Annotated in this window: 21 protein-coding genes; 12 read left to right on the forward strand and 9 right to left on the reverse strand. The window is 56.4% G+C overall.

All coding sequences use genetic code 11. The annotated features are described in order from the left end of the window. Positions 1–7 precede the first annotated feature (7 nt). Positions 8–760 (reverse strand): HAD family hydrolase, encoded by a 753-nt coding sequence (locus RDV48_14555; protein MDQ7824018.1) that lies wholly within the window; start codon positions 758–760, stop codon positions 8–10. A 4-nt stretch (positions 761–764) separates the two neighbouring features. Beyond that, entirely contained in the window at positions 765–1,616 is an 852-nt protein-coding gene (locus tag RDV48_14560) for a hypothetical protein (GenBank protein ID MDQ7824019.1), read from the reverse strand. 211 nt (positions 1,617–1,827) lie between these two features. On the opposite strand from RDV48_14560, the gene RDV48_14565 reads away from it, so the two are divergent. Genes RDV48_14565 through RDV48_14595 form a run of 7 tightly spaced genes read left to right on the forward strand, consistent with a single transcriptional unit; the run spans position 1,828 to position 10,658 of the window. After that, complete coding sequence (locus tag RDV48_14565; GenBank protein ID MDQ7824020.1) at positions 1,828–3,717, forward strand: protein kinase; 1,890 nt, start codon at positions 1,828–1,830, stop codon at positions 3,715–3,717. Positions 3,718–3,765: 48 nt separating this feature from the next. Then, on the forward strand, positions 3,766–4,254 hold the full coding sequence (locus RDV48_14570) for a hypothetical protein (GenBank protein MDQ7824021.1): 489 nt from the start codon (positions 3,766–3,768) through the stop codon (positions 4,252–4,254). Next, positions 4,251–5,876: a radical SAM protein gene (locus tag RDV48_14575; protein MDQ7824022.1), complete on the forward strand. Its 1,626-nt coding sequence runs from the start codon at positions 4,251–4,253 to the stop codon at positions 5,874–5,876. The genes RDV48_14570 and RDV48_14575 overlap by 4 nt, the downstream gene beginning before the upstream one ends. Positions 5,877–5,906: 30 nt before the next feature. Next, positions 5,907–6,812: an ATP-grasp domain-containing protein gene (locus RDV48_14580; protein ID MDQ7824023.1), complete on the forward strand. Its 906-nt coding sequence runs from the start codon at positions 5,907–5,909 to the stop codon at positions 6,810–6,812. Continuing rightward, positions 6,805–8,235, forward strand: coding sequence for an SPASM domain-containing protein (locus tag RDV48_14585; protein MDQ7824024.1), 1,431 nt, complete (start codon positions 6,805–6,807; stop codon positions 8,233–8,235). Before RDV48_14580 ends, RDV48_14585 begins: the two co-directional genes overlap by 8 nt. Then, on the forward strand, positions 8,213–8,386 hold the full coding sequence (locus RDV48_14590; GenBank protein ID MDQ7824025.1) for a hypothetical protein: 174 nt from the start codon (positions 8,213–8,215) through the stop codon (positions 8,384–8,386). The genes RDV48_14585 and RDV48_14590 overlap by 23 nt, the downstream gene beginning before the upstream one ends. 43 nt (positions 8,387–8,429) lie before the next feature. Further along, positions 8,430–10,658, forward strand: coding sequence for an aldehyde ferredoxin oxidoreductase C-terminal domain-containing protein (locus tag RDV48_14595; GenBank protein MDQ7824026.1), 2,229 nt, complete (start codon positions 8,430–8,432; stop codon positions 10,656–10,658). A gap of 1 nt (position 10,659) precedes the next feature. Here RDV48_14595 and RDV48_14600 read toward each other — a convergent pair whose 3' ends face one another. From RDV48_14600 to RDV48_14610, 3 genes are all read right to left on the reverse strand, one after another. Then, the gene (locus RDV48_14600; protein MDQ7824027.1) at positions 10,660–11,598 is read right to left on the reverse strand and encodes an NAD+ kinase; all 939 of its coding nucleotides are present in this window, start codon (positions 11,596–11,598) and stop codon (positions 10,660–10,662) included. Between the two features lie 3 nt (positions 11,599–11,601). Beyond that, the gene (locus tag RDV48_14605) at positions 11,602–12,561 is read right to left on the reverse strand and encodes an SPFH domain-containing protein (protein ID MDQ7824028.1); all 960 of its coding nucleotides are present in this window, start codon (positions 12,559–12,561) and stop codon (positions 11,602–11,604) included. A gap of 170 nt (positions 12,562–12,731) precedes the next feature. Continuing rightward, entirely contained in the window at positions 12,732–13,184 is a 453-nt protein-coding gene (locus RDV48_14610; GenBank protein ID MDQ7824029.1) for a prepilin-type N-terminal cleavage/methylation domain-containing protein, read from the reverse strand. 384 nt (positions 13,185–13,568) lie between these two features. On the opposite strand from RDV48_14610, the gene RDV48_14615 reads away from it, so the two are divergent. From RDV48_14615 to RDV48_14625, 3 genes are read left to right on the forward strand one after another with little or no spacing between them, the layout of a single operon-like run. Next, positions 13,569–14,714 (forward strand): SGNH/GDSL hydrolase family protein, encoded by a 1,146-nt coding sequence (locus tag RDV48_14615; protein ID MDQ7824030.1) that lies wholly within the window; start codon positions 13,569–13,571, stop codon positions 14,712–14,714. A 42-nt stretch (positions 14,715–14,756) separates the two neighbouring features. Continuing rightward, the gene (glgA, locus tag RDV48_14620; protein MDQ7824031.1) at positions 14,757–16,211 is read left to right on the forward strand and encodes a glycogen synthase GlgA; all 1,455 of its coding nucleotides are present in this window, start codon (positions 14,757–14,759) and stop codon (positions 16,209–16,211) included. A gap of 14 nt (positions 16,212–16,225) precedes the next feature. Continuing rightward, positions 16,226–16,771 (forward strand): hypothetical protein, encoded by a 546-nt coding sequence (locus RDV48_14625; GenBank protein ID MDQ7824032.1) that lies wholly within the window; start codon positions 16,226–16,228, stop codon positions 16,769–16,771. 24 nt (positions 16,772–16,795) lie between these two features. On the opposite strand, the gene RDV48_14630 is transcribed toward RDV48_14625, so the two are convergent. From RDV48_14630 to RDV48_14640, 3 genes are all read right to left on the reverse strand, one after another. Further along, positions 16,796–17,428 (reverse strand): hypothetical protein, encoded by a 633-nt coding sequence (locus tag RDV48_14630; GenBank protein ID MDQ7824033.1) that lies wholly within the window; start codon positions 17,426–17,428, stop codon positions 16,796–16,798. A 104-nt stretch (positions 17,429–17,532) separates the two neighbouring features. Next, positions 17,533–18,387 (reverse strand): alpha/beta hydrolase-fold protein, encoded by an 855-nt coding sequence (locus RDV48_14635; protein MDQ7824034.1) that lies wholly within the window; start codon positions 18,385–18,387, stop codon positions 17,533–17,535. 66 nt (positions 18,388–18,453) lie between these two features. Further along, a complete protein-coding gene (locus RDV48_14640; protein ID MDQ7824035.1) occupies positions 18,454–19,749 on the reverse strand; it encodes a hypothetical protein in 1,296 nt (431 codons plus the stop codon). 143 nt (positions 19,750–19,892) lie between these two features. On the opposite strand from RDV48_14640, the gene RDV48_14645 reads away from it, so the two are divergent. Then, complete coding sequence (locus RDV48_14645; GenBank protein MDQ7824036.1) at positions 19,893–21,332, forward strand: Type 1 glutamine amidotransferase-like domain-containing protein; 1,440 nt, start codon at positions 19,893–19,895, stop codon at positions 21,330–21,332. Between the two features lie 50 nt (positions 21,333–21,382). After that, positions 21,383–21,907 (forward strand): hypothetical protein, encoded by a 525-nt coding sequence (locus RDV48_14650; GenBank protein MDQ7824037.1) that lies wholly within the window; start codon positions 21,383–21,385, stop codon positions 21,905–21,907. 107 nt (positions 21,908–22,014) lie between these two features. Here the strand turns inward: RDV48_14650 and RDV48_14655 are convergent, their stop codons facing one another. Further along, on the reverse strand, positions 22,015–23,403 hold the full coding sequence (locus RDV48_14655; protein MDQ7824038.1) for a radical SAM protein: 1,389 nt from the start codon (positions 23,401–23,403) through the stop codon (positions 22,015–22,017). Positions 23,404–23,582 lie beyond the last annotated feature (179 nt).

Genomic DNA, 23,582 nt, shown 5'->3' on the forward strand with positions numbered 1-23,582 from the left:
CTCGCTTTCAGAGGCGCGCCGCCTTCACACCGCTTTCAAAAAGCCCGGTGAGCTCGTCAAGCCCGTTTATCCTGTAAAACCTGTCGCTCTCAGGCATGGCATCGCTGCTTTCCTCGTGCTGCCATGTGGTGTGGAAAGGGACATGGATGCCAAAGCCACCCAGCCTCAACACGGGCTCTATGTCACTCTTCATTGAATTCCCCACCATGGCGAAGTGGCAAGGCTCAATGTCCAGGTGCCCAAGGAGGCTCCTGTAGTTGCCTTCCTTCTTGTCGCTCATTATCTCGATGTGGTGAAAGTAAGGAGAGAGCCCCGAGCGGGTGAGCTTCCGCTCCTGGTCCAGCAGGTCCCCTTTCGTGGCAATGATGAGCCTGAAGCGGCCCTGAAGCGCCTTCAGCACGGCCTCCACCCCCTCGATAAGCTCAATGGGCTGATCGATAAGGCTTTTGCCCATCTGGATTATCCGCTCCACGACGGGAAGAGGCACTTTCATCGCCGTCACCCTGAGGGCCGTCTCTATCATGGAGAGGGTAAAGCCTTTCACACCGTATCCGTAAAGGGAGAGGTTTGCCATCTCGGTGGCAAAGAGCTCGGCCTGAGCATTTTCTTCGGGGAGAAACTCCGAGAGAAGGGCGCAGAACTGGCGCTCCCTCTCGCGGTAGAAGGGCTCGTTCACCCAGAGGGTGTCGTCGGCATCAAAGCCAATCACCTTGACATCTTTCAATGCCCGCTCATGTCTGGTGGCTTCCGGCTCCTGCATGCACTCACTCCTTCTTCAGCTTGAAGATGATGACAAAGTCGAGGGCGGCGAAGGCCGCTTTCTCGCTGGTGTAAGGAAGTCCCGGGCCCTCCATTTTATAATACCCGTCGAGCTCCAGCTCTTCCACGCCGTTTGCTTTTGCCTCGGCCACGGTGTTGTCGTCGATAAGGGCCATGGTCACCGAGGTCTCGGTCTTCTGCTCATCAGATTCAAGAGCCGGGTTGTGGACCTGGAGCTCCGAGTCTTTGGGGCCTGCGCCGACGGCAATGACGAAATGGCCGCCTTTCCTCGTATAGCCGCCGCCCCCGGCATCGCGGTACCACCCGTTATTCAGGATCACCACGGTATCGGGATCCTCTACGGCGCTGCGTATCCACTTCATGTCGGGCTTCTTTGAGACAAGGTACTTCTCGTGGTCATCGTTGAGATTCCGCCAGCCGGCCACCTCCAGGCGGGCAAAGGAGTAGCCTTTCGAATCCAGGTAGCTCTCAAGGCCGTCTATTATCTTGCTGGGATTGGTACCGATGTCGGGGTCCGTATCCATCTCGTCGGCAAGCTTCTTGATAAGGGCTATCTGGGCCTTGTGATCGGTGCCGTCCACCAGGTCTTTCAAGCCCCTGGCGGTGGCCAGGTAAATGAGCCCGTTTGCGATGGAAGTGGGAGCGCAGTAATTGCTGCCCTCATTTTCAAAGCCGGCGCCGGGATCCATCTGGCAGAAGGTCCCGGTCTTCTCGTTCTTGCCGGGGGAGCCGGCGGGGACGGCCTGGCAGAGTATCAGGAGGAGTATGAGCAGGAACACCGGGATGGGGCCTGCGGCGAAGGGCTTTTTAAGGGACCTGGTCAGGATTTTCATCATAGGTGAGGCTCCTTTTCATTGCGCACTATCCGGTGAAGTTCTCTATACGCTTCATATTATTATACCATGGGCAGAGGGGCAGTTCAACAAAGGGACCTGACCCGCTGCGGCTACCACCGGAAAAACTCAATAGCTGTCCCTGGTTTTAAATATTGGAGTCTGTCCCAATTTCTGCTATAATTAGGTATATCTGAAAAAGGGGGGGCTTTGCATGGGATTCAGGGTGCCTGCGCCTGACGGGAGGAAGAGGGAGAATCTCCCGGTGCTCGTTCTTCCCGAGGGCACGCTCCTCAAGGGCTGCTACAAGATTAGCTACCTCACCATGGGGGGCATGTCTGTCGTGTACAAGGCAGTGAAAGGCACGATGACCTATCTTATCAAGGAGGTGGAAGCCTCCGACTCACAGGGCGTCATCTCCCTCTCCCAGGAAAAGAGCACCCTCGAGCGCCTGGACCACCCGGGAATCGTCAAGGTCTTTGACTTCTTCGGCGAGGAGGGCTTCTACTACCTTGTCGTCGAGTACATTGACGGCGAAAGCCTCGACAAGCTTGTCTCGCCCATCAGGGACGTGTTTCTCCAGGAAAAGGTGGTCCTTGAATGGGCGATGCAGCTTTATGACATCTTCGAGTACCTCCACAGGCAGAAGCCGCCCATCATCTACCGGGACCTCAAGCCCCAGAACATCATCAAGGACCGCCAGGGGAAGGTCCACCTCGCCGACTTCGGCATCGCCCGCGTGCTCAAGGACGCCAAGACCTCCGACACCTCCCCGATGGGAACGGCCATCACGGCTTCGCCGGAGCACTACGGCGGCAGGCAGACCGACGCGCGCTCCGACATCTTCACCATCGGCGCCACGCTCCATTTCCTGCTCACGAACGGGAAGCACACGGGAACGCTCTTCGAGTTCCCCCCCCTGAGGACAATCAACCCCAAGGTGTCGGAGAACCTGGAGCAGGTGATAAGGAAAGCTACTGAATTAGAGCCTGAGAAGCGGTACCAGTCCATCGGCGAGATGCGCCAGGCCCACCTGAACACCAGGGAGGCGCCCCTCCCCGTGATAGAGCCTTTCGGAAAGGAAAAGGCACCGGATGAGGAGCGCGGAAAAGGGAAGCCATGGGGAGAGCCTCTTGCCAGGCCACCGGAAAAAACAAGCAGTGCCAATCTCACCATTTTTGCAGTGACAGCAGCCTGCTTTGCCCTGATCGCGGGGGCACTGATGATAGCACAGAATCTTTTTCCCAAGAAGCCTGCCGATATCCAGGCGCCGCCTGCCACGGTAGCCATGGAAGCGACCACTCCCCTGCCTGAGCCTTCACCGCAGGAATCGGCCAGAAAGCAGAATATCGTGATAAAACCTTCCTCCCTCAGGACCAAGGCGGTGAATGTCATAAAAGCTCAAGGCAAAAAAGGCCCCCTCGCAGAGAAGCTCCGTCAGGCCCTGCCTGCAAAGGATCCCCAGACGGCAGCACCGCCCCCTCTCTCGGATCCCGGCAGCTATCCTGTGGCCAATCCCGGCATTTACGCTCCCAGGACAAGGCGCACTCCTCCCCCCCTTCCCGGCACCACAGGCGACAGCCCGGGGAGAGATCCTCAGCTCACCGGTGCTTCACAGGGCCATCGGACCGAAGGTGTATGGGCACTGAAAACGAGGGATGACGGAAGCACTGCGGCATTTTCAAAAGAGGGCGGCTTTTCCATCATCTTCCCACCTGAAACCATCGAGATTCCTGATATGCCCACCTTCACCGATAAGGGGATCGCCCGCGGGAACCGCAGCTTTTTCTGCAAGGCCGATTTCTATCCTCTTCCCCAGGGCATCAAGGTAGGTGAGCTGAAAAAATACCATCACAAGGCATTGCAGAATTGTTATCCACGCTTGAAAATCCTCGGCATCGTCGAGGAGCCCGGCGGGATGGTGATAGCCGATTACCTTATAAATCGGCCCGACGGCGATTCCATGCGGGTGGAGGAGATCGTCAGGAGCGCCCTCCGCACCGGGAATATCGCCGTGCTCTCCTTCGGGGCCGTGGAGAAGAGCTTTAACTCCACCGAAATGGAGGCCAGGAAGAGTGTCTTTTTCAAATCATTCACCGACTAGGCCAGCCCGCGCCTTGACGCCTTCCCCCCTCTCTGCTATAGTAAATCCATGAAACGCCACGGCAGGCTTATCATCACCGTCCTGGCCCTTCTCATCGCCTGCGCCCTCCTCTTCGCCGAGAGGGCCCACTGGCAGATAGAGGACGCCTGCCGGAAGATACCCATGGAATATGATCTCACGAGGGCATACCTCAGGGAGCACCATACCACGGGGACCTTTTACTTCGCCAATACCCTTCCCGCCACTATTCATGCCAACTGCCCCGGGAACCGCAATGACACCACCAGGGCATGGAACGACATCGTGAAACCGGTGAAGCTCTATGGGACGCGCTTCACAAGGAGGCTTCATGTGAACCTCAACGAGGACGGCACCGTGAGATGCTCTTACACCGAAAAAGAGGGCATCACCATTCCCCGTCAAGGCGACGCCCCCCTTGAAGTGGAGCTCCACAACAGGATCGGCGAGAAGCGCCGGTTCCTGATAAGCCGAGATGGCAGCCTGCAGCAGGGCGGAGGCTCCAGAAGAGCTCCATGAAGACCGGCCTCGTGTATATTACTTATGAATCTGACGAATATGAAAGGCAGGGAGAGCTCCTGCAGGTCCCCCACCTGGGCCTGGGCTCCATTGCGTCATACATTGAAGGTCAAGGCTTCCCCTGCGAATTAATAAGCTTCAGGCTCAGCGGCGGTGAAAACGAAAAAGCCATAGGTGATTTTGCCCTTGAGAGCTTCGATGTGCTGGGATTTTCCCTCTATACCCAGAACTACCGGCCCACTATTGCCCTCGCCAAGGCACTGAAAATAAGGAAGCCCGGCCTTAAGATCATCCTGGGTGGGCCCCATGCGACTTGGACCCATGAGGACCTCATAAGAAACCATGAGGAAATAAGCGCCGTATGCCGCCACGAGGGGGAAAAGAGCTTTCTTGAGCTCTTGCAGGCAATCAAGGCGGGAGAATCCTTCCACGGAATTTCCGGCGTCACATTCCGAGATAATGGCGCGGTCCGTGCCGAGGCGCCAGGCCCTCCCCTCGATGAGCTGGACTCCCTTCCCTTTCCCAGGCGCACTTTTACCGGAGCCTCGCGCTCCTGGCAGGAGCGCTTCAACAGGAGCACTTTCAGGACCGAAAGAGGGGCCGTCATCATCACGAGCAGGGGGTGCCCCTTCCTGTGCGCCTTCTGCGCCATCACGGCAGGAGGGAAAAACCACTGGTCAGCAAGAAGCTCCCGGTCTGTGGAAGAAGAGGCCCGGAAGGTAAAGGCCCTTACAGGAGCCACCCATTTTTACGCGCTGGACGCCAACTTCCTGGTGGATCCCCTGAGGGCTCTTGCCATAGGGAGGGCCTTCAAGGGGCTCTGCTGTACCTTCTCCTTCGCCGCGAGAGCCGACCAGGTGGCCGAAAATGGGAAGCTCATGGGGAAGCTCAGGGAGCTGGGCTGCTCCATGATTGAAGTAGGCATAGAGAGCGGCAGCCAGGCAGTGCTTGACCGGTACCGCAAGGGAACGAAAGTGGCGCAGAATGAGAGGGCCATCGCGGTGCTGAGGGAGCATGGAATAAGGCTGGGATTCGACTTTCTGATGTTTATGCCCACCCTTACCTTCGATGAGCTCTGCGAGAGCTTTGCCTTCATAAGAAGAAACGGTCTTTACGGCACCGAGCCCTTTGAGACCCTCGCCAAGCGCGTGGAGCTTTACCCCGGCACGGCGCTCCGCGGGGAATGGGAGCGCCTCAACGGGCCTTCCGACCCCCATTCACTGCCGCGCTATCACTTCGGCGACGGGCGCATTGAAGCCCTTTATCAAGGTATCAGGGAATTCATGGACCGTTACTATTTCAGGGCCAGGGAGCGCGCCGCACTGTTAAGAAAGGCTCTTTTTCCCCTCGAGGCCCTGATTGCCGGGAATCCCGGGCTGCTTGAAAGGCCTTCCAGGAGATTCATCGGGAAATGCCTCATTGAATGCGACATTCAGAACCGAATCGCTTTCAGGTTCTTCGAGGAGGCGCTCTCACGGTGCGCTTCAGGGAAAGGGGCGGCCCCTGACGAGGTGCTGTCCGCGCCCCACCGGGAGAGGATTGAAGGGTTTCTTAGTGAGTTTCCCAGGGTGATGGAGGCAATCATGGAGCTGCAGGTGAAATACGGCAGCCATCTTGAATAGAAAAGGGACTACAAGACCGGCAGGGAGCTTATGGCACCAGGGAGAAGGATTCTCGCCAGGGACGGGCGACTCCAGGAAGCTCTTGATTTTTATGCTTCCAGGGGGTATCAGATTTCCCTGTATCACCATGAAGACGCCCTTCCAGGCTTCATAAAGGAGCGCGCTTTCGATTATTTCCTCCTCTCCCACCCGGGGGAGATCCCCTTCTGCGAATCCCTGGAAGCCAGGGGGGCGCACCTTGTGGGGGCAGGTTTTCTCAGGCCTTCCGCTTCCCTTGATAAAATCAGGCAGAAGGAGAAAACAAAGGCTCTCGGGCTCTCCACCCCTCCCTCGGTAGTCATCCGGCGCCATGAAAAGGATTCATTTCTCTTGACGGTGCGCACCCTTGAAATGAAGCCGCCCTACATCATCAAGAACCCTGCAGCTCACGGGAGCAGGGGCGTTACATTACTCGCCACATCGGAAGAAATGGAAAGCAGGGTGCCGGATCTCCTCAGTGACAGCGATGTCCTCATAATGGAGCATTTCATCGAGGCAAGGGAGCTGGCCCTGTGCCTCATGGGAGAGGACGAGGCCCTCCTTCTTCCCCCCGTGGAGATATTTCATGGAGGGCGCCTCTTCTCCAGGGAGGCGAAACTGCAGGGCTTTACCATAAGCATTCCTGCCGCGCTCACAAAAAGAGAGCGCGGCAGGCTCTCAGAGCTTGCCATGAGGGCTTACAGGGCTTTTGAGTGCCACGGCATGGTCCGCCTTGACATGCTCCTTGGCAGGGACGGGACTCCCTATCTGCTGGAGATAATGTCCTTCGGAGAGGGAATGAGCTCGCACCATCTGAGCACCAGGAGCGCCGCCTGCCTGGGCATCGGCTTCTTTCGGCTCCTCCTTCTTCACCTTGACTGGGCCCATTCACGGGCCGGGAGGAGAGGGCATGGATAGCAGGCTCACTTTTCCCCACGGCGTGGAATTCAAGATCTTCAGGGCAGGGCGCCGCAGCCTCATCTACGACGTCGAGGGCGCCGGCCTTTTCTTTGCCGAGGAGCCGGCCCTCTCGCTCCTCAGGCTGGGCAGGACCATGGAAAAGAAAGCCCTGATGAGAGTTCTGGAGCCCCGCTTCGGCCGCCGCCAGATCCGGGAGAGCCTGGAACAGATGGCGGAGCTCAGAGCCCGGGGATTTCTGCTAGAGCGCGGCGAAGTAAAGCGGCTCGGCCCGTCAGGCGAGGGGAGCCGCCTCCAGTATCTCGTGCTCCTTGTCACCTCCCGCTGTAACCTTGCCTGCCGTTACTGCTTCACCAGGGAGCGCCGCGGGGAGCCGCCGGACATGGCGCCTGCGACGGCAAAAAAGGCCGTCGATCTCCTTGTCGGCAGGCTCAGGAGAGACAATACGCCCGGCGGCACCATCTGCTTTTTCGGCGGCGAGCCTCTTCTCAACTTTTCCTGCATCAGGGAGACGGCGTCATATGCCCGCGAAAAGGGAAAGGACCTTTCCCTCACCCTCTCGCTGGTCACCAACGGCACCCTTCTCACACCCTCGATAATAGCATTCCTGAAAGAGCATGCCATTGAGACAAGAATCGGCATTGACGGGCCCCGGGACGTGGAGGATTCAATCAGGCCAGGGGCTTGCGGTGAAAAGGCCTTCCCGATGGTCACCAGGCATCTTCCCCTCCTGATCAGCACCCTTGGTGACAGCCTTTCCGCCAGGGCCACCTGCACCACGGAAAACAACAACCCCTGGGAAGTGTACCGCTCCCTCAAGGCCCTGGGCTTCCCGAGAGTGGACCTCGGCCCCTGCCTTTTCTCGCCAGACAAAGACCTCGCCCTGAGGGAAAAAGCTCACCTGAGGACCTATGTGAAGGGGATGGTCGCGCTCAAAAGGGAAGAGATAAAGGAAGGGGCCTATCAGGGAGGCACCTCTGATTTTTTCAGGAGGGTGCTGCTGAGAAAAAAAAGGCTTTATGCCTGCGGGTACGGGCGGTCCACCGTGACCGTGGAGCCCTCGGGCGCCATCATACCCTGTTATCGCTTCAGCGGCATGCATCACTTCACCATGGGCGACCTCTGGAAGGGATTCTCAAGGGGCGCTGAGAAAGAATATGGGAAGACCGTCAATGACCTTCCCCGCTGCAGGGTCTGCTGGGCTCGCTACTACTGCGGGGGAGGGTGTCCCGGCGATCGCTACGATCTCAACGGGAGCCTGGAAAAGCCGGTGCATGAGTTCTGCTCTTACCTGAAGCAGTCATTCTCTGCAATGCTCAGGCTCTTCATTGAGCTCCCCGACCCGGTGAGGGAAGGGCTCATCAATGCCATGACAGGCCCCATGGAGAGAAGGAAAGACCATGAAAGAGAAGAAAAAGGGTGAAAAGCCTCAGGACAGCAAGGACAAGAAGCCCGGGGGGAAAAAGAAATACCTCATCCCTCTCGTGACGGCCATTATGCTCACTGAAACCACCGAGGAGGTAATGGCAAAATGCAAGTGCGAGCCTGCCGATGATCCCTGGATTTACGGATAGGTTAAGGCGCCTGCAGGGGTATGACTGAGAAGGGAGCTGAGCAATGATGGCCTGGTATGGATACCGGGGAAAAATACTGGACATCGATCTTTCGTCAAGGACCGCGAAGGCCCTTGAGCTTGATGCCATAGAGGCGCAGAACTTCATCGGAGGAGCAGGCCTCAATGCCTGGCTCCTCTACAAGTCCTTCAGGCCTGATATAACGCCCCTCTCGCCTGAAAATCCCCTTATTTTCGGTGCGGGCCCCCTCACGGCCACCTCCTACCCTGCCTCGTCGCGCTCGACGTTCACAGCCCTCTCGCCCCTCACGGGAATCTTCGGTGACGCCAACGGCGGGGGCTATTTTGCCACGATGGTGCGGCAGGCCGGCTATGACCACCTTATCGTGCGGGGAGCAAGCGACAGGCCCTGCTATATTCTCATAGGAAGAAAAGGGGAGTGCACCATTGAAGAGGCCGGGGATCTCTGGGGAATGGACGTGCCTGAAACTGACAGGGTGCTTGGAGAGAGACACAAGGGAAGCATGGCGGCGTCAATAGGAACGGCCGGTGAAAAGCTGGTGAGCTATGCAAACATTCTCACGAGAGGCGGCGGAAACTCCTGGTCCAGGACAGGGATGGGCGCCGTCATGGGCTCAAAGAGACTGAAGGCAATTGTGGCCAACGGCCGTGAAAAAATCATGCTCCACGACGAGGAAGGCTTCAAGAGCCTTTCTGAAAAAATCAAGCACCTCTCCCAGACCGATACGCGGTCCATGGTCTTTTCGCGGTGGGGCACCGTGATGCAGATCAGCCTTTTCGCGGCAATGGGCCTCCTTTACGGGAACAACCTCAGCCACCGCCTCTCCCTCAAAGAGGCCGGCAGGATCGGCATCACCCCCTTTTCCAGGGAAACTGATTTTACGGTCCAGGGCTGCTACCGGTGCCCCCTCAAATGCGAAAAGCGCTATACTCTCAAGAACAATCCTCATAAAGGGGAAGAAGGCCACAAATATGAGCTCGGCTATGCCTGCTCGCTGGGATTCAACGTGGGAATAAACAACGTCAACGAGGTGCTCCACCTCGCCGACGTATGCAACACCCTCGGGCTTGACATGGTGGAATTCAGCTCTTCAGCGGCAACGGCCATTGAGCTCTTCAGGGAGGGTATCCTGAAGCACGCCGATACCGACGGCATCGAGCTTGACTGGAACAGGCCTGCGGCCGTGGAAGCCCTCGCAAGGAAGGTGGCCAAACGCGAAGGCATCGGCGATCTCCTCGCGGGGGGCGTGCGGAAGATGGCCGAGACGCTTGGCGGGGATGCGCACAAGTTTGCCATCCATTTCAAGGGACTGAGCGAGCCGGCCCACGACTCGCCGCCATTTCTCCTCAGTTTCTCGGTGGCAACAAGAGGTGGCGATCATCTGAAGGGCATGCCCATCCTGCTGCTGGATGGCGAAAACCGGGAGCTTGCGGCCACGCTTTTTGGCGCCACCAAGGAGACAATGGACCTGTACTCCAACGGGGACAAAGGCCGCGCCATCTGGTGGCATGAGAACTACAAGACCATGATTGACTCTCTCGGCATATGCTTCTTTCTTGCCACGGTGCTGCTGCCGGCGGGGAACCTCACAGCGGCGCAGTGCGCGGAGGCTTATCGCGCCGCCACGGGGTATCAGAAGGGAGGCCGGGATCTTTTCCTCGCGGGAGAGAGAGCCTACCTCGTGGAGAAAGCCATCAATGCCCGCCTTGGCGTGGACAGGTCCCGGGACTGCATGAAGGCCCGCCAGGAAGCCGGCTCGTGGGGCAGCAGCGCCAACCTGGACCACCCGGGAATGCTTGATGAATACTACCATTACCGGGGATGCTCCCAGGAAGGCCTCCTGCTCGGGGAACGGCTGAAGGAGGCGGGGCTTACAGCGGTGGCAAAAGACCTGGAGCGCGAGGGGAAGCTTGGCAAAGAGCCTGTTTACTCGGTGTACAGGTCCCTTGCCCTTGCCTACCGTGAGCCGCCGGCAGCGCCGGGGAAAAAAGCCGGAGAGTCGCTCAAGGAGAAGGTCACTTCCAATAAGAAGCTGATGGAGACTCTCACGGGCGACGGCGTGGTGAATACCGCCATAAAGAGCGTGGAGATAAAGCGCTCCCTCAGGAAGTTCTCGGAAAAATACGGAACGTCGCTCCTTGTAGGCGCAGGGACCGCCGCTGCAGCTTACGGGATATGGCACCTCTTTTCCCGCGACAAGGAGAAGACGGGGGAAAAGGCGGCCAGGAGGCTGAAAGAGGATTCCCTCTAGATCAGCGGCCTGCCTCCCTTGCTGCGAGGCAGGCGCTCTGCTCCGCCGCCTTCACTCTCACGAGGGCCCCGGCATTGAAGGCCAGGTAGTCAGCCTCTATTCCGTCACTGAAAATCACTCCCCCCGAAGGCATCAGGGATTCAAGCTCGAGCACCTCTGCGCGCTCCAGTATACCTGCCACAGTATCAGCCTTTGAATGCCTGCTCACAAAGGGCTCCCTCACCACGAAAATGAGCCTTTCCTCATCCCAGGTCATGGTAATCCCGCCGGGGCTTTCCCCCCCAAGAAATGCGGCGATGCCCCTGGTCATCGTAAAGAGTGACGAGAGCCACCCCGTCGAGCCGGCACCGGTCGAGACTATGACCCCGCTCGAGGAATGGGGCTCCTTCTTCCCCCGCCACCTGATATGGTATCTGGCGGAGACATGGCTTGACGCCCCTATAAAGAGGTCATTGAAGGCGAGAAGCCTCTGGCCGTCGTTGAGCTGAGCCTCGGCAAGCGTCACTTTCCTGAGGTGCGCCCTGCCTTTGAGGATTCGCTCGATTTCACCGCGGGCATCCTGAGGCCTGAAGGGCAGGAGCACGCCGTCAATGCGCCCGGGATCAGGATTCACCGCCACGATGGGCTGCCCCGCCACGTACTTGGCCGTGTTTGCCACGAGGCCGTCCTGCCCGATGGTCACCACTATGTCCCTGCTGGCGAAAAGATAGGTGGGTACAAGCCCGCGGTCAATGACCTGGAGCTTGAGGACCATGTCAAGGGCGCGGAGGACCTGCTCCCTGGACCTCATATAGGTGTCATGCTCCTCCCTGTATTCAGAGAAATCGCCCCCCGCGTGCTCTATGTAAAACTTGGCCTGGGCCGCGGTGACAAAGCGCTCCATGAGCCCCTCGAGCCTCGTTTTCCTCGTCACGACGACAATCTTGTCAAATCCTTCCACAGGTCACTTCCCCTTTCCCAGAAGAGTCTTGAGAAGATCGGGGCTCACGTTCAGCTCTCCTATCTTGCCGGCATTCTCGGCAAGCTCCCTGAAGGCCATGGCAATCATGACACCCGGGTCGCTGCTGCCTGCCCCGAAAGCCATGAGAGTCCTCCAGTCAACATCCTTTACCGGCTTGAGGGTCGCCTCCAGGGCATAGGCACGGGCATCGGCCTCAGAACGGTCATTTTCCACACGCCTGGAAATGAGCTGGGAGCGCTGCTCCTCAACGGCAATGTCTGCTGCCATCTGCGACTCGCGGATCTGGCGGCGCTTTTCCTCGACAGCAAGCTCGGTGGCAAGCTCACTTTCCTTGATGCGCCTCTCCTGGAGCACGGCGGCATTCCTTCTTTCATAAATGGCCTCATCGGCTTTCCCCTGGAGGGCTTCCCTCGCTTCAGCCTCCAGGGCTCTTGCCATCTCCGGCGAAGGCCTTGCCGAGGTGATTGAAAAGCTCATTATCTCCGTGCCAAGGAGGGCCACCTGCTCAGACTCCTTGAGGGTTTTTATCACCTCTGCCGAGATCTTCTCGACACTTACCAGGGCCTCCCTGAGCATCATTCCCTGGATCAACGACCGGGCCGCTATCTGGGTGTAATCGACGAGCCGTTTCTCCAGCAGGGTGGGATCGTCAGAGAGGTAGGTCCCGTCGGGGTATATGCTGTAATCCAGCAGGGCCGAAAGTCGGCCTGCATCGAGCACTCTGTATGAGATCTGCCCCTGGACAGTGAGGGCCTGGAAATCCCGCGTCACTTCCTGGAAGACAAAAGGGAGGTCATGGCTTGCCAGGGGCACCGAGACTATGACGGAAGCAGGGGCGTAATAGAAAAAGGAGAGGCCGGGGCCCTGGCGCCTGAGGCGCCCCCCCCCATAATGAAAGATATAAGTCGTGGGTGCAGATTTGAGATACTTGATTCCAAACATATGGCGTCCCTCCCTGCGTATAATTTAGTGTTATTATTACACTTTCTATCTAAATTATAAAGCATTTTCCATTATTTGTCAATGGCCTGGATCTGAATTAAAAATCAGATGGCGACAAGCAGGCAGTGCCCGGGGATCAGAATGCCTCTTGCGCGGGGTGAGGGCGCCTGTCACTCGGAAGGCATGATGCCTATCGAATTGTTGTAATAGGGCTCATCGGCGCCGTACCCATAGGAGGCATGGTTAGTCCCCTTGCAGCTTATGGTGAAAGCGCGGAAATCGTCGGAGATCTCGTAGCCGGCCGTGTAGGTATCGGTGCTCGTGGCGTTGCACGAGGGAATAATCTTTATGTAAGTGGGCGTCACCTTGCTGAGCGTCGCCGGGTAATTCTGATCGTAGTCATTACCATAAAGAGTTACAGCCGTGGCAAGGTTCTTGAGGTTTGCCTTGCATGAGACTGCCTGCGTCTTCCATAGGGCTCGCCTCACATTGGGGACCATGATGGCGGCAAGGGTGGCGATTATGAAGAGCACTGTAAGAAGCTCCAACAGAGTGAACCCTCTTGAAGGGCGGCGGTAGAGCTTCCCCTTCGCCAGCCGGCCATTGGTTCTGAGAGCTCCCATGGTGCATGCCCCCCTCAGCGGTTAATTCTCACCTGACAGGCTATCAGGCCAAACCGAGAAAATACTCCCTGTTCTGCAGATTACTTCTCACATAAGAGTATTATTTACTCTCTCATGATACCATATTTCATGGTAAAATTACACATTCTTAAAAAATATCCTCTTCACAACGGACTTTAATTTACTATAGCCTGCGAGAGCAATGAAAAGAAATTTCCCGGCACAAATATGCTTATGAGTAATTATTCCTCTTATATATAAGCAACTGCCATTCTGAGTATAATTTCATCGCCTTATTTGATGTGGCCATTTTTTCATCGCAGGGGATCAGCCCTGGCACCGAGAAAAGTCTGGAAAGCACCAGGCACTCCCGAGGCTCACTCTATGAAAAACAACCGCGCGGCGCTCTTTAAGGCCCTCACCTTCATTGTGCTGGCCTGCTTTTTCCTTATGGTGTTCTCGCTTTATTACACCGTGAAGGCCTACGATTTCTACCGCAGGAACAGGCAGGATTACCACGGAGACTCATTCATCAGGGAAGACGCCCTTATCGGCTTCTCACAGAAGGGCGGCATCTTCATGGAGCATATCACGGCGCCGGCTTACAGGGTCTATACCGACTCAAGGGGCGCCCGGGTAAGTGAAAGCCGGAAAGGGAGCGCTGCTCCGGGACACGTTGATATACTTGCCACGGGATGCTCCTTCACATGGGGCCATGGAGTCGATGACTGCGACACTTTCTGCAGGCAGATCGAGAAAAAGACAGGCCTCTCGGTCTATAACGTGGGCCTCGCAAGCTACGGGACCACTGCCGCCCTGCTTTCAATAGACAGGTTCAGCGACCTGAAGCCGGGGATTGTGCTCTATACCTTCATCAATGACCAGGTGCAGCGCTCGATGCTCCCCGGTGCGCCTTGCCTCTCGCCTTACTGCAGGCCTGTTGCCTTTGTTGACTTTGACAGTGACGGCAATCCCTTCATCGCAAAGCCCCTCTCTGCGTCGGACGATTATTTCCGCTACATGGAGGAGGTGATGCTCGACCATTCCTTCGGGCTCAAGGATATTTACTGGGCGGTGAAAAGAGATATGCTGTTCCTCGCAAAAAAAGACAGGGCAACTCTTGAGAAAAAATACATGGAGAAAGCCGGCGACGAAACCTGCAGGAGAAGGGCCATGGAATTCCTTATGGACAGGATGGTCGCGCGATGCAGGGACATGCATGCCCGCCTTGTGGTGTGCTATGTTCCCTATATGGGCGACGATCCCTCCGTACCGGGTGTGGACGGCCCCGACAAGGCCTTCCTGTCGGCCATCAAAAAGCACAGGGAGGCCCGTTCACTTTACTTTGCTGACACTACGGGAGATTTTGAAAAATATATCAGGGAAAAGGGGAAGAAACCTCTCATGGCAGGCGGAGTTGACGGCCATCCCAGTCCTGAGGGACACCGCATCATAGCAGAAGCCCTCATCCCTCTCATCAGAAATATAAGGGAAAAGGGAGCCATACAGGATAGTCACCGGGGACCGTAGTAATTATTGACAAGGACATTCTCCATAGAAAAGAGGTAGACAATGAACGTCTTAATGATCTCTTCAGAAATGACCCCCTACATCAAGACGGGAGGACTTGCCGACGTGGTGGGGGCGCTCCCCGTGGCGCTCCAGCGGAGAGGCAACCAGGTGGCCGTCGTGCTTCCCTTGTACGGTGATATTGATACAGGCCGTTTTCCCATGGAGTTTTTCCATGGCCCCATGGGAGTATGGATGGGAGGAGGCCAGGAATGGTGTGCCGTGCACCGATCCTTCAAGGATGGCGTCCCCGTGTATTTCATAGAACATAACGAGTTCTTCGGCCGCCATGGCCTTTACAATGACCGCGCAATGAGGGATTACAAGGATAATCCACTCCGGTTCTCCTTCCTCGCGAGGGCGGCCCTTCAGCTCTGCCTTGACAAGGGCTTCAGGCCTGACGTGGTCCATGCCCATGACTGGCAGACTGCCCTCGCGCCCGCTTACCTGCGCACATGGAACTGGCACAACTCGGTGCTTGACAATGTGCGCTCCCTCCTCACTATTCACAACCTCGCCTACCAGGGCCTCTATCACAAGAGTAACTACCCCTACTTCGGCATAGGCTGGGATCATTTCACCTTCAACAAGTTTGAGCATGATGACGCCATCAATCTCCTCAAGGGAGGCATCTATTTCGCCGACGTCGTGAATACGGTAAGCCCCACTTACGCCCATGAGATCACCTCGCCGCAGAGGGGCTACGGCCTCGACGGGAATCTCCGCATGAAAGGGGACCATTTCGGAGGGATACTGAACGGCGCCGATTATGACGTGTGGTCACCCGAGCATGACCACTATCTGCCCCACCACTACGATATTGACAACCGCCATGGGAAATGGCTGAACCGGCGCCTGCTCCAGCAGCACTTCGGCCTTCACCAGGATGACAACGTGCCCATATTCGGCGTGGTGGGCCGCTTTGCGGCCCAGAAGGGTTACGGCCTTCTCGCGAGCGTGCTGGAGCCGATGCTCAACAATATGTATATGCAGTTCGTGATCCTGGGCACCGGCGAAAAGGACCTTGAGGTCTTTTACAACCACATGGCCCATAAATACGGCGACATGGTGGGGGCCCACATCGGATTCTCCGAAGATCTTGCTCACCTCATTGAGGCGGGAAGCGACTTCTTCATCATGCCGAGCCTCTTTGAGCCATGCGGCCTCAACCAGATGTACTCGCTCCGCTACGGCACCCTCCCCATCGTGAGGGCCACCGGCGGCCTCAACGACACCGTGGAGAACTATGACCAGAACACCGGGGGCGGCACAGGCTTCAAGTTCTACGACTTCTCCGCCCATGCCCTTTATCATACCGTCGAGTGGGCAGTGGCCACCTATTTTGACAGGAAACATCACATGGAGAGTCTTATCAGGAATGCCATGTCCAGGCGGTTCACCTGGGACATGAGCGCAGAGCAGTATGAGCATGCTTACAGAGTAGCGTGCGGATGGTAAAGGAGGGGAGCTGATTGGAAGAGAAGCAGGAGAAGGAAGAGAAAAAGCCCTTTAACTGGAAGCCGATAGCCATAGGCTGCGGAATAGTGCTGCTCCTCGCCGCCGGAGTGGTAGCCTACGCCCTTGTATGGCTCTTTTCGGGACCTGAAAGCGGCGTCAAGATGGCCAATGAGATGGATAAATATGCCATTGACTACCTCGAGAGCCACAAGGTATTGAACGGCACCGAGAAACTGGTGGCATACTATGACGAGACGACAAAAATGGACGGATCAGAGGCAGCGATACTCACCACTGAGAGGGTCCTCTACCACAAGCAGGGCGCGACGACGGCGCTCGCCATCAAGGATATCAGGAATGTGGAGCACCGCAAGGAGACCCTCACGGGGGACATTATCGAGGTAACGGCGGATAGCGGCGAGCGCCTCAAGATCGAGATAGCACCCTTCAATGGGGGAGAATCATTTTTCAAGGCCCTCATGGACCTCTGGAAGGGCGATTCCCGGGAGAAAGCCTCCCCCTCTCAGCCTGAGGAAAAACCTGAAAAAAGCGAAGAATAACCTTGAGGCTCTTCCCCGGCCAGATTACTTCCCGGGCGGCGGGTCCTGCGGCGGTGCGCCTCCGCCGGCCCGGGCCTTCGCTTCCATGAGCTTCCTGAGATGCTGCGAGAGATTGTTCACCTTGGTCTGAAACTCCATCATGTAGGAAAGCTTTTCCTTAAGAGCCGTGATAAGTACCTTGGGATGGGCAGTCCCCCCCGTCGCCGAATCCGAAGCCTCGGGGAGCGGGTTGCTCGTCATTGAGGGCGGAACGGGAACCGACTGACCGGGTAATCCCACGCCTGGAGCGGCAGCGCCCCCCTGTGACGGCGGGGAGCCCTGGGGAGCAGGACCTGAAGACGCGCCTGATGAGGGCACCACGCCGGGGGGGGGCGGAGGCGGAGATCCCTGTGCCTGGGGTGGCGCTCCCTGCTCGGCAGACGCAGAGGCAGTCAGAAAGGATTTCAATGGCTTGTTTACCTTGAAGGTTGCTACTATACCTACGGAGTCCTGTGATACATTTCTTGTGAAGGTGAAGACCTTCTTGTATTTTTTCGGATCCTGCGGGCCTGATGTCGGTTCCGGGGTATCTGATGTCGGTTCCGGGGTATCTGGTGTCAGTTCCGGGGTATCTGGTGTCGGCTCCGGGCTATCCGGTGCCTGATCGGTGCTGTCCATTTTTCCATTCCTTTGGAAGCGCTTGATTGGTGTTCACTGCGCGGGAAGCTTCTCTTGCCTGCCTCCCTATTATAGCATAAAAGCCCCCCCGGGACACAAGGGCATCACTTGTCAGCCACCACTTCCCTCGCCTTTTTCATGGCGCCCTGTGCTGCGCTTTCATGGGCCAGGGGAAAAAAGAACTTCACCATATCCGGGAACCGTCTTCCCCAGGCATGCTCATCGTGGAGGCCTTCAGGATCCTCGGTGTACATCAGGGTCTTCTTCAGCTTGAAGCCTTTCGATAAAAGGAGGTTGCAGAGAACCCTGCAGAAATTGACGGGATTGTAAATCTCCTTGAGAATATCATCAAGAAGCAGGGAGCCTGGACCTTCCTTCATGCCTATGTCCACCCAGAGCTTGATAGTGCCGGGACGGGGAGTCCAGGCCCTTACCTTCTCGAGCATCACGCCGAAATCCCACCACATTGAAGGTGATACCACGGCGAACCTGCTGAAGACGTCGCTGCTGCTTATGGCAGCCTGGAGCGTAATGATGCCGCCCAGCGATGAGCCGCCGATGGCAGTGTGCTCCCTGTCTCCCTTGACACGGTAGCGATCCTCAATGAGAGGCTTCAGCTCCTCTGCCAGAAACCGGAGGTAGTGAAGGGAGCCGCCCCCTGAGTTCACCAGGGCGTCAAAGGTGGGGGTGAACTCGTACTCCCTTTTGTTGAGATGGGTGACGCCGACAATAATCATCTTATTGGCGGCCCCGTCACGGTAAAGCTTCTCCATCTCATGGTCGATATTCCACTTTTTAAACCAGTTTCCATGGGTGGAAAATATGTTCTGCCCGTCATGCATGTAAAAGACGGGGTATGAGGCTTTCTCTTCGTGGTAGCCCGGGGGAAGGAGTACAAAGATGTCCCTTTCATTATCCAGAATGGCGGATTTTATCCTTAAAGTGTCAATCATGCTCATGGCAATGTACCTGCTGGAAATATAGTCTTTTTATGCTCCTTCTTCCTCGATACTGCAAACTCCTCTTCACTGGCTGAAAGTGAACTTCCTCCAGGTTCCGCCCGGGGGCGAAGATGAGAGCTGCTCAAAGGAGAGGGCCTTGAGCACCACGTAACTGGCGGAAAAGACACGGCTTTCCCCGATGGCTGCCGCGAAGTCGCGGCGGGCTTCAGCGACGGAAGGGCCCTGCGGGTATGCAAGAAGCGTCTGGCTCAAAAGACGAAGTGCATGGCCCGCCTTATCGGCACCTGCCGCCCCGGAGGATGAGCCGTAGGTGCCCATCGGCAGGAGGGTTCTCATCCCCTCTTCGTTGAAGCTGTCGGGAAAGGAGAAGGAACTGCGCGCTGCCGAAAAGCCCCTTGTGCTGACCGGCGCACCGTAGTAATAATGGCGGGCTGTTCTCTCGACAAGAACGGACTCCCGCGGGTCCACCAGAAGATAAGAGCCCCTTCCCGCGTGCAGAAGGGTCCGGCGTCCCGTCTTTTTCCTGTAAAGAGCCGTGCCTTCAGAGATAACCTTTGCAGATTCCGACGGGCCGTCACAGAAAAGGGCGCAGTAAAGATTCGCCACGGCAGGGGGAACGCCGCAGTCCATCTCTTTTCTTTTCCCTGCCGGTATGGAGCCCCCAAGGGGGAGGTAGCCGCAGATAAACTCATGCTCATTCATAATGAAATCACTCCCTGCCCACCCTGCAGGGACTGTGGTGATGAAGCGGCGGGAGCAGGCCTCGGCGGGAACCACCCGAAGGGTAACTTCCTTCAGTGACGGGCACCAGGAGAGATCGCGGGAAAATCCTGCCAGGGTATCTTGAGAAAAGGTGCGGGAGGCATCAAGAGTCCATAGAAGGCCCCGGGAGGGATCATCTGCCCGGGGAGGGGCACCCCACGCCCTTCCTGAAGCAGAGCCATGCCACCCGTCATAGGTGAAGAGCTCGCGGGAGCAGGTGAGAAAGAGAATCTTCTCCCTGTCGGGGAGCTCAGCATAAAAGGGTGATTCTGCCAGCACGCTTCCCGCGCCCATGGCTATCCCGTCTATAAAGCGCGCCTCCTGAGGAAAAAAAGCCTCTATGTGAAGCCGGAATCTCCCAAGGCAGGCCCTGAGGTATTCGCTGCCGAAAGGCTTACTGGACCATTTCTCAAAAAGAGCGTCATAGTTTTCCCTTATGAGGGGGGCCGTTTGCCTCCCGTAGCTCATCCCCATGGCCATCCAGTCCCCCCTCAGGGTAACGAGGGGGGAGGCTTCGTCCCCCGCTGCTGAAGGGAAGAATGAGCACAGCGCTGCTGCAATGATTACCGCGATGACAGTCAAAGCGTTCCTTTTCATAGGCACCTCTTTGTCCTCGTTTCTGTGAAGCCTCCATCTGTTCCTTCCGCCCCCGCTTTTCTTTCCCTCCCCCCGGGGAGGAGAAGCCATGAAAAAGGAGAAGAGGAGTCCATACAATCCCCTACCAAGGAGAGGAAAGCCCGATGGCCGAAGAAAAAGCTCCCGCAGCCCCACCTGCCCACCCCGCCGGAAACGTTGAGGCACCGCCGGCGGCAGAAGAAAAGCCGCCCTACCCGAGGCTCTTCCAGGATAAGGTCCTCGGGTGGATATTCCTGAACGGCAATGTCTCAAAGGAAGAAGACCTCGTGAAGATGTGCCGCGAGCAGATCCAGAATCCCCGCCATTTCGAGCCTGCCATCAACGAGAGCAAGAAGGTGCTCCTTGTGACGGCGGCATTCCAGAAAGGCCACGAGCACCAGGACCGGCACCTCATCGAGATGTTCGAGCACGTCTCCATCGATGCGAGATGGGATAAAGACTTTCCCAGGAACATCCAGAACCTGTCGGTGTGGACCATGTTCAATACCTTCAAGGAGCGGGAGCACTGGCTTTACAGGAAATACACGGAAAAACAGGACCAGATCAAGGCCATCAAGCAGGATTACCTGGTAAAGAACAGCCATTACGTCGAAAGCGTCCACCAGATGGCGAAAGACCTGGGAAGGACCTATCCCAACCTCACCATATTTGACTTCTACCATATCGGCAGCTTCTCCGATGATCCCGACATGTTTGTGACCAATGTGGACAAAGAGGCGGCCACAAGAAAGCTCATGGACCTCAGAGGCCTTTCGGGAAGTCCATTTGACAGGGATCTCTGCAAGGAGATCAGGGCCCTGGTAGATCACCTGGTCTTCAAGGACCAGGAGATTTTTTCCATCTGCCAGTTCATCGAGGAGTATTTCCTTGAGGAGAGCGGCATCCAGCGCTCGCAGCTCTACCAGGAGCAGCGCAATGACCTCAAGGAGCGACTGCTCTCGAGCGCCACCATATTCATATTCGGCGGCAGGACTTATGTCCTCGTGAACAGGCTGCGCTTCTACCGGCTGAGCGAGTTTTTCAAGGAGGCCCTTTCCCTGGGTACCAACCTTTACGGCATCAGCGCCGGTACCATCTGCCAGATGGACAGGTTCTACCTGAACCTCGAGCGCTTCACTCCCGGCGGCTATCTGAGGGCCGCCGACAGGGGGATGGGACTCGTGGAAGGGCTCTGGGTCACCCCCCACGCCGAAGACTATGCCTATATCAGGGAAGCTCACCCTGACGCCCTTTCATTCTTCGCCCTGCGCCAGAAAAACGGCGTAATGGTGGGGCTGAGCGAAAAAGCCGTCCTTCTTTACGAGCGCTACCGTGATCCCCTTGACGGCACTATTTATAAGCGCTACACCTCCATCGGTGACGAGCCTGTGCTCATCTTCGGCATCAGGGGCATCAAGCACGAGATGGCCAGGAACTCACAGATCATCCTAGAGGGCACCAAGTTCTTTGAAGGAAAGGCCATGGTAGGAGATGAAAAGGACATTGACGACCTTGAGAAGGCATGGAGAGAGAAGAGAATGGCCGGCGCCGCCACGAAGGAATGACAGGCCACGCCATTGAATAGAACGATGATTCACTTGAGAGGAGAGGTACCATGAAAACATACTGTTGTCTTCTGTTCATCGGAGCGCTCTTCCTGATCCTCTCCCTTTCAGGGAGCGCAGCCTTCGCAGGGGAGGTGAATCCCCAGGGCACCGACTTTGCCATCACCAAGATCGTGCTCTCAGAGCCCGATGACCCACTCTGCAAGCCCCACAGCTTCTTCAGGACAGGGAAGAACATAAGGATAAACGTGCTCCAGGCTTTCGGCGCAGGGCTCCGCGGGCAGGACAGGGACCTCCTGCTCCATTTCTACAATACGGAAAACAGGGAGATATTAAAGGCTTCCAAGGTTGAGCGCTACATCTGGGGCCCCTATATCAACGACACATGGCTCTGCTTTCTCCCCGACGCGCTTGACAGCGGGCTTTACAAGATCCGCATCGTGGTCAAGGTGGGGATCAAGGAGTTCGAAAAATCCGTCACCTTCTCTCTGAAGAACTCCAAGGAAGACGAAGAAACGCCCATCACCGACGTGAAGCGCATCCAGGAGGGAACTCCCATCCCCTCGGACAACTGAGAGGCCGTCGTGAGATTCTCGTGCTTTATAATTCAATGACCGGCAACACCGAAAAAATCGCGGAGAAGATTCATCATGTCGCCTCGGCCATGAGCCTGGACTCCGAGTTAATCAGGATGGCGCCCGGAACATGCCTGATAATCCCGCTCCAGCGTGCCCAGCCGCTTCAACAAATCTCCATAGGCTCTGAAAAGTGACGGCATTTCCCGGAGAGGATATTTACTCAGGAGCCTGAACTGGCTCTTCACCGACCTTGAGCGCTTGAAAAGCGTAACCACCTCTCTATAAAAGTCCTTTATCGGCAATCTTGTAGGCAGGAGCGAATGGAAGAAATCAAAAAAGTCGTAATCGGAGGTGATAAGGCTTTCCCTGACTTCGGTATAAAGGTCGGTTCCCGGCAGGGGAGTCAGCACTGAAAAGCCGATAAAATCAAGTTCCAGCTCAAGGCAGTAATCCCGTAGATTCGTGAAATCACTCCGGTCGAATTCGGGCTTCAGGATAAACGTGGGGAATATATCAATGCCCAGTCTTTTGAGTATCTTGACGGCCTTTCTGTTGTTTTCCACCGTCGAACCCTTGGAGATGGATTTCATGTCATCGTCGCTGGAGAATTCCAGCCCCACGAAGACGCGCTCCAACCCTATCTTCTTCCACCGCTCGACAAGCTCGGGATGCTTCGCAATCGTGTCACTTCGCCCATACAGAAAATAGCGTTTTTTTATCCCGGCTTTCTCGATGAGATCGGCAAGTATCCCCATGCGTTTTACATCAATGAGTGACTCATCATCAGCAAAGAATACGCATTTCTCTTCTATAGTGCCCAGTTCTTCCACGATATGTTCCGGCTTCCTGGTAAGATAGCGACCGCCGGTCAATTTCCAGAGGGCGCAGAATCTGCATCTGAAGAGACAGCCCTTCGATGTCCGGATTGAAGCCAGAGGCTTCATCCATTCGCTGAAATAGGTTTTCCTGTAACCTGCGGTGAGATCTCTTCTTGGGAAAGGGAGGTCGTCCAGATCGATGGCCTGATCCACAGGGTGTATGACTATGGCATGCTCTCCCGCGGGGACTGCCCCTGGGATTCCCGATAAAGCAATCTTTTTTTCCAGCCGCAGAATAATCTCCCTGAAAGGAAATACGCCTTCGCCAACCACCACTATATCTATATCAGGGAGACAAAAATCCCCGGGCATGACCGTCGCGTGGTGTCCTCCAACTATTGTCACAATATCGGGATTGAATGTCTTGATCTGCCTGAAAAGCCTCTTCACCGTGTTCACGTGCACAGTATAGGAAGTGATGCCAGCAACATCAGGACGATAATCGCGAAGGACCGAATCGAGATCTCGCTCGATCCGCATATCGAGAATGCGGGTCTCATTACCATCTGGAACACCTGCTGCAAGGTATTCAAGCGCCAGGGGCTCAAAAATAGAGAAATCCTCTCCTCCCAGCGCCTTTTCGGGCTTAGCGGGCTGAATAAGCAGTATCTTCATCGGTCACCAAATCCTCATGCACTCATGCCAGCCATTATTTGCGTAAGCGTCTTTGATAAACGATTCTTCTTTCCGAAGATCTCAGAAGAATCTTGGGTATAGGCAGCATATGAATCACTCCCTGCAGCAGCATCCTGTCCTGGTCGTGCGAAAAGCTGAAAAGCTCAATGTCTCGGAGC

The sequence above is a fragment of the Candidatus Eremiobacterota bacterium genome, assembly GCA_031082125.1.
Lineage (GTDB): Bacteria > Vulcanimicrobiota > CADAWZ01 > CADAWZ01 > Ess09-12 > Ess09-12.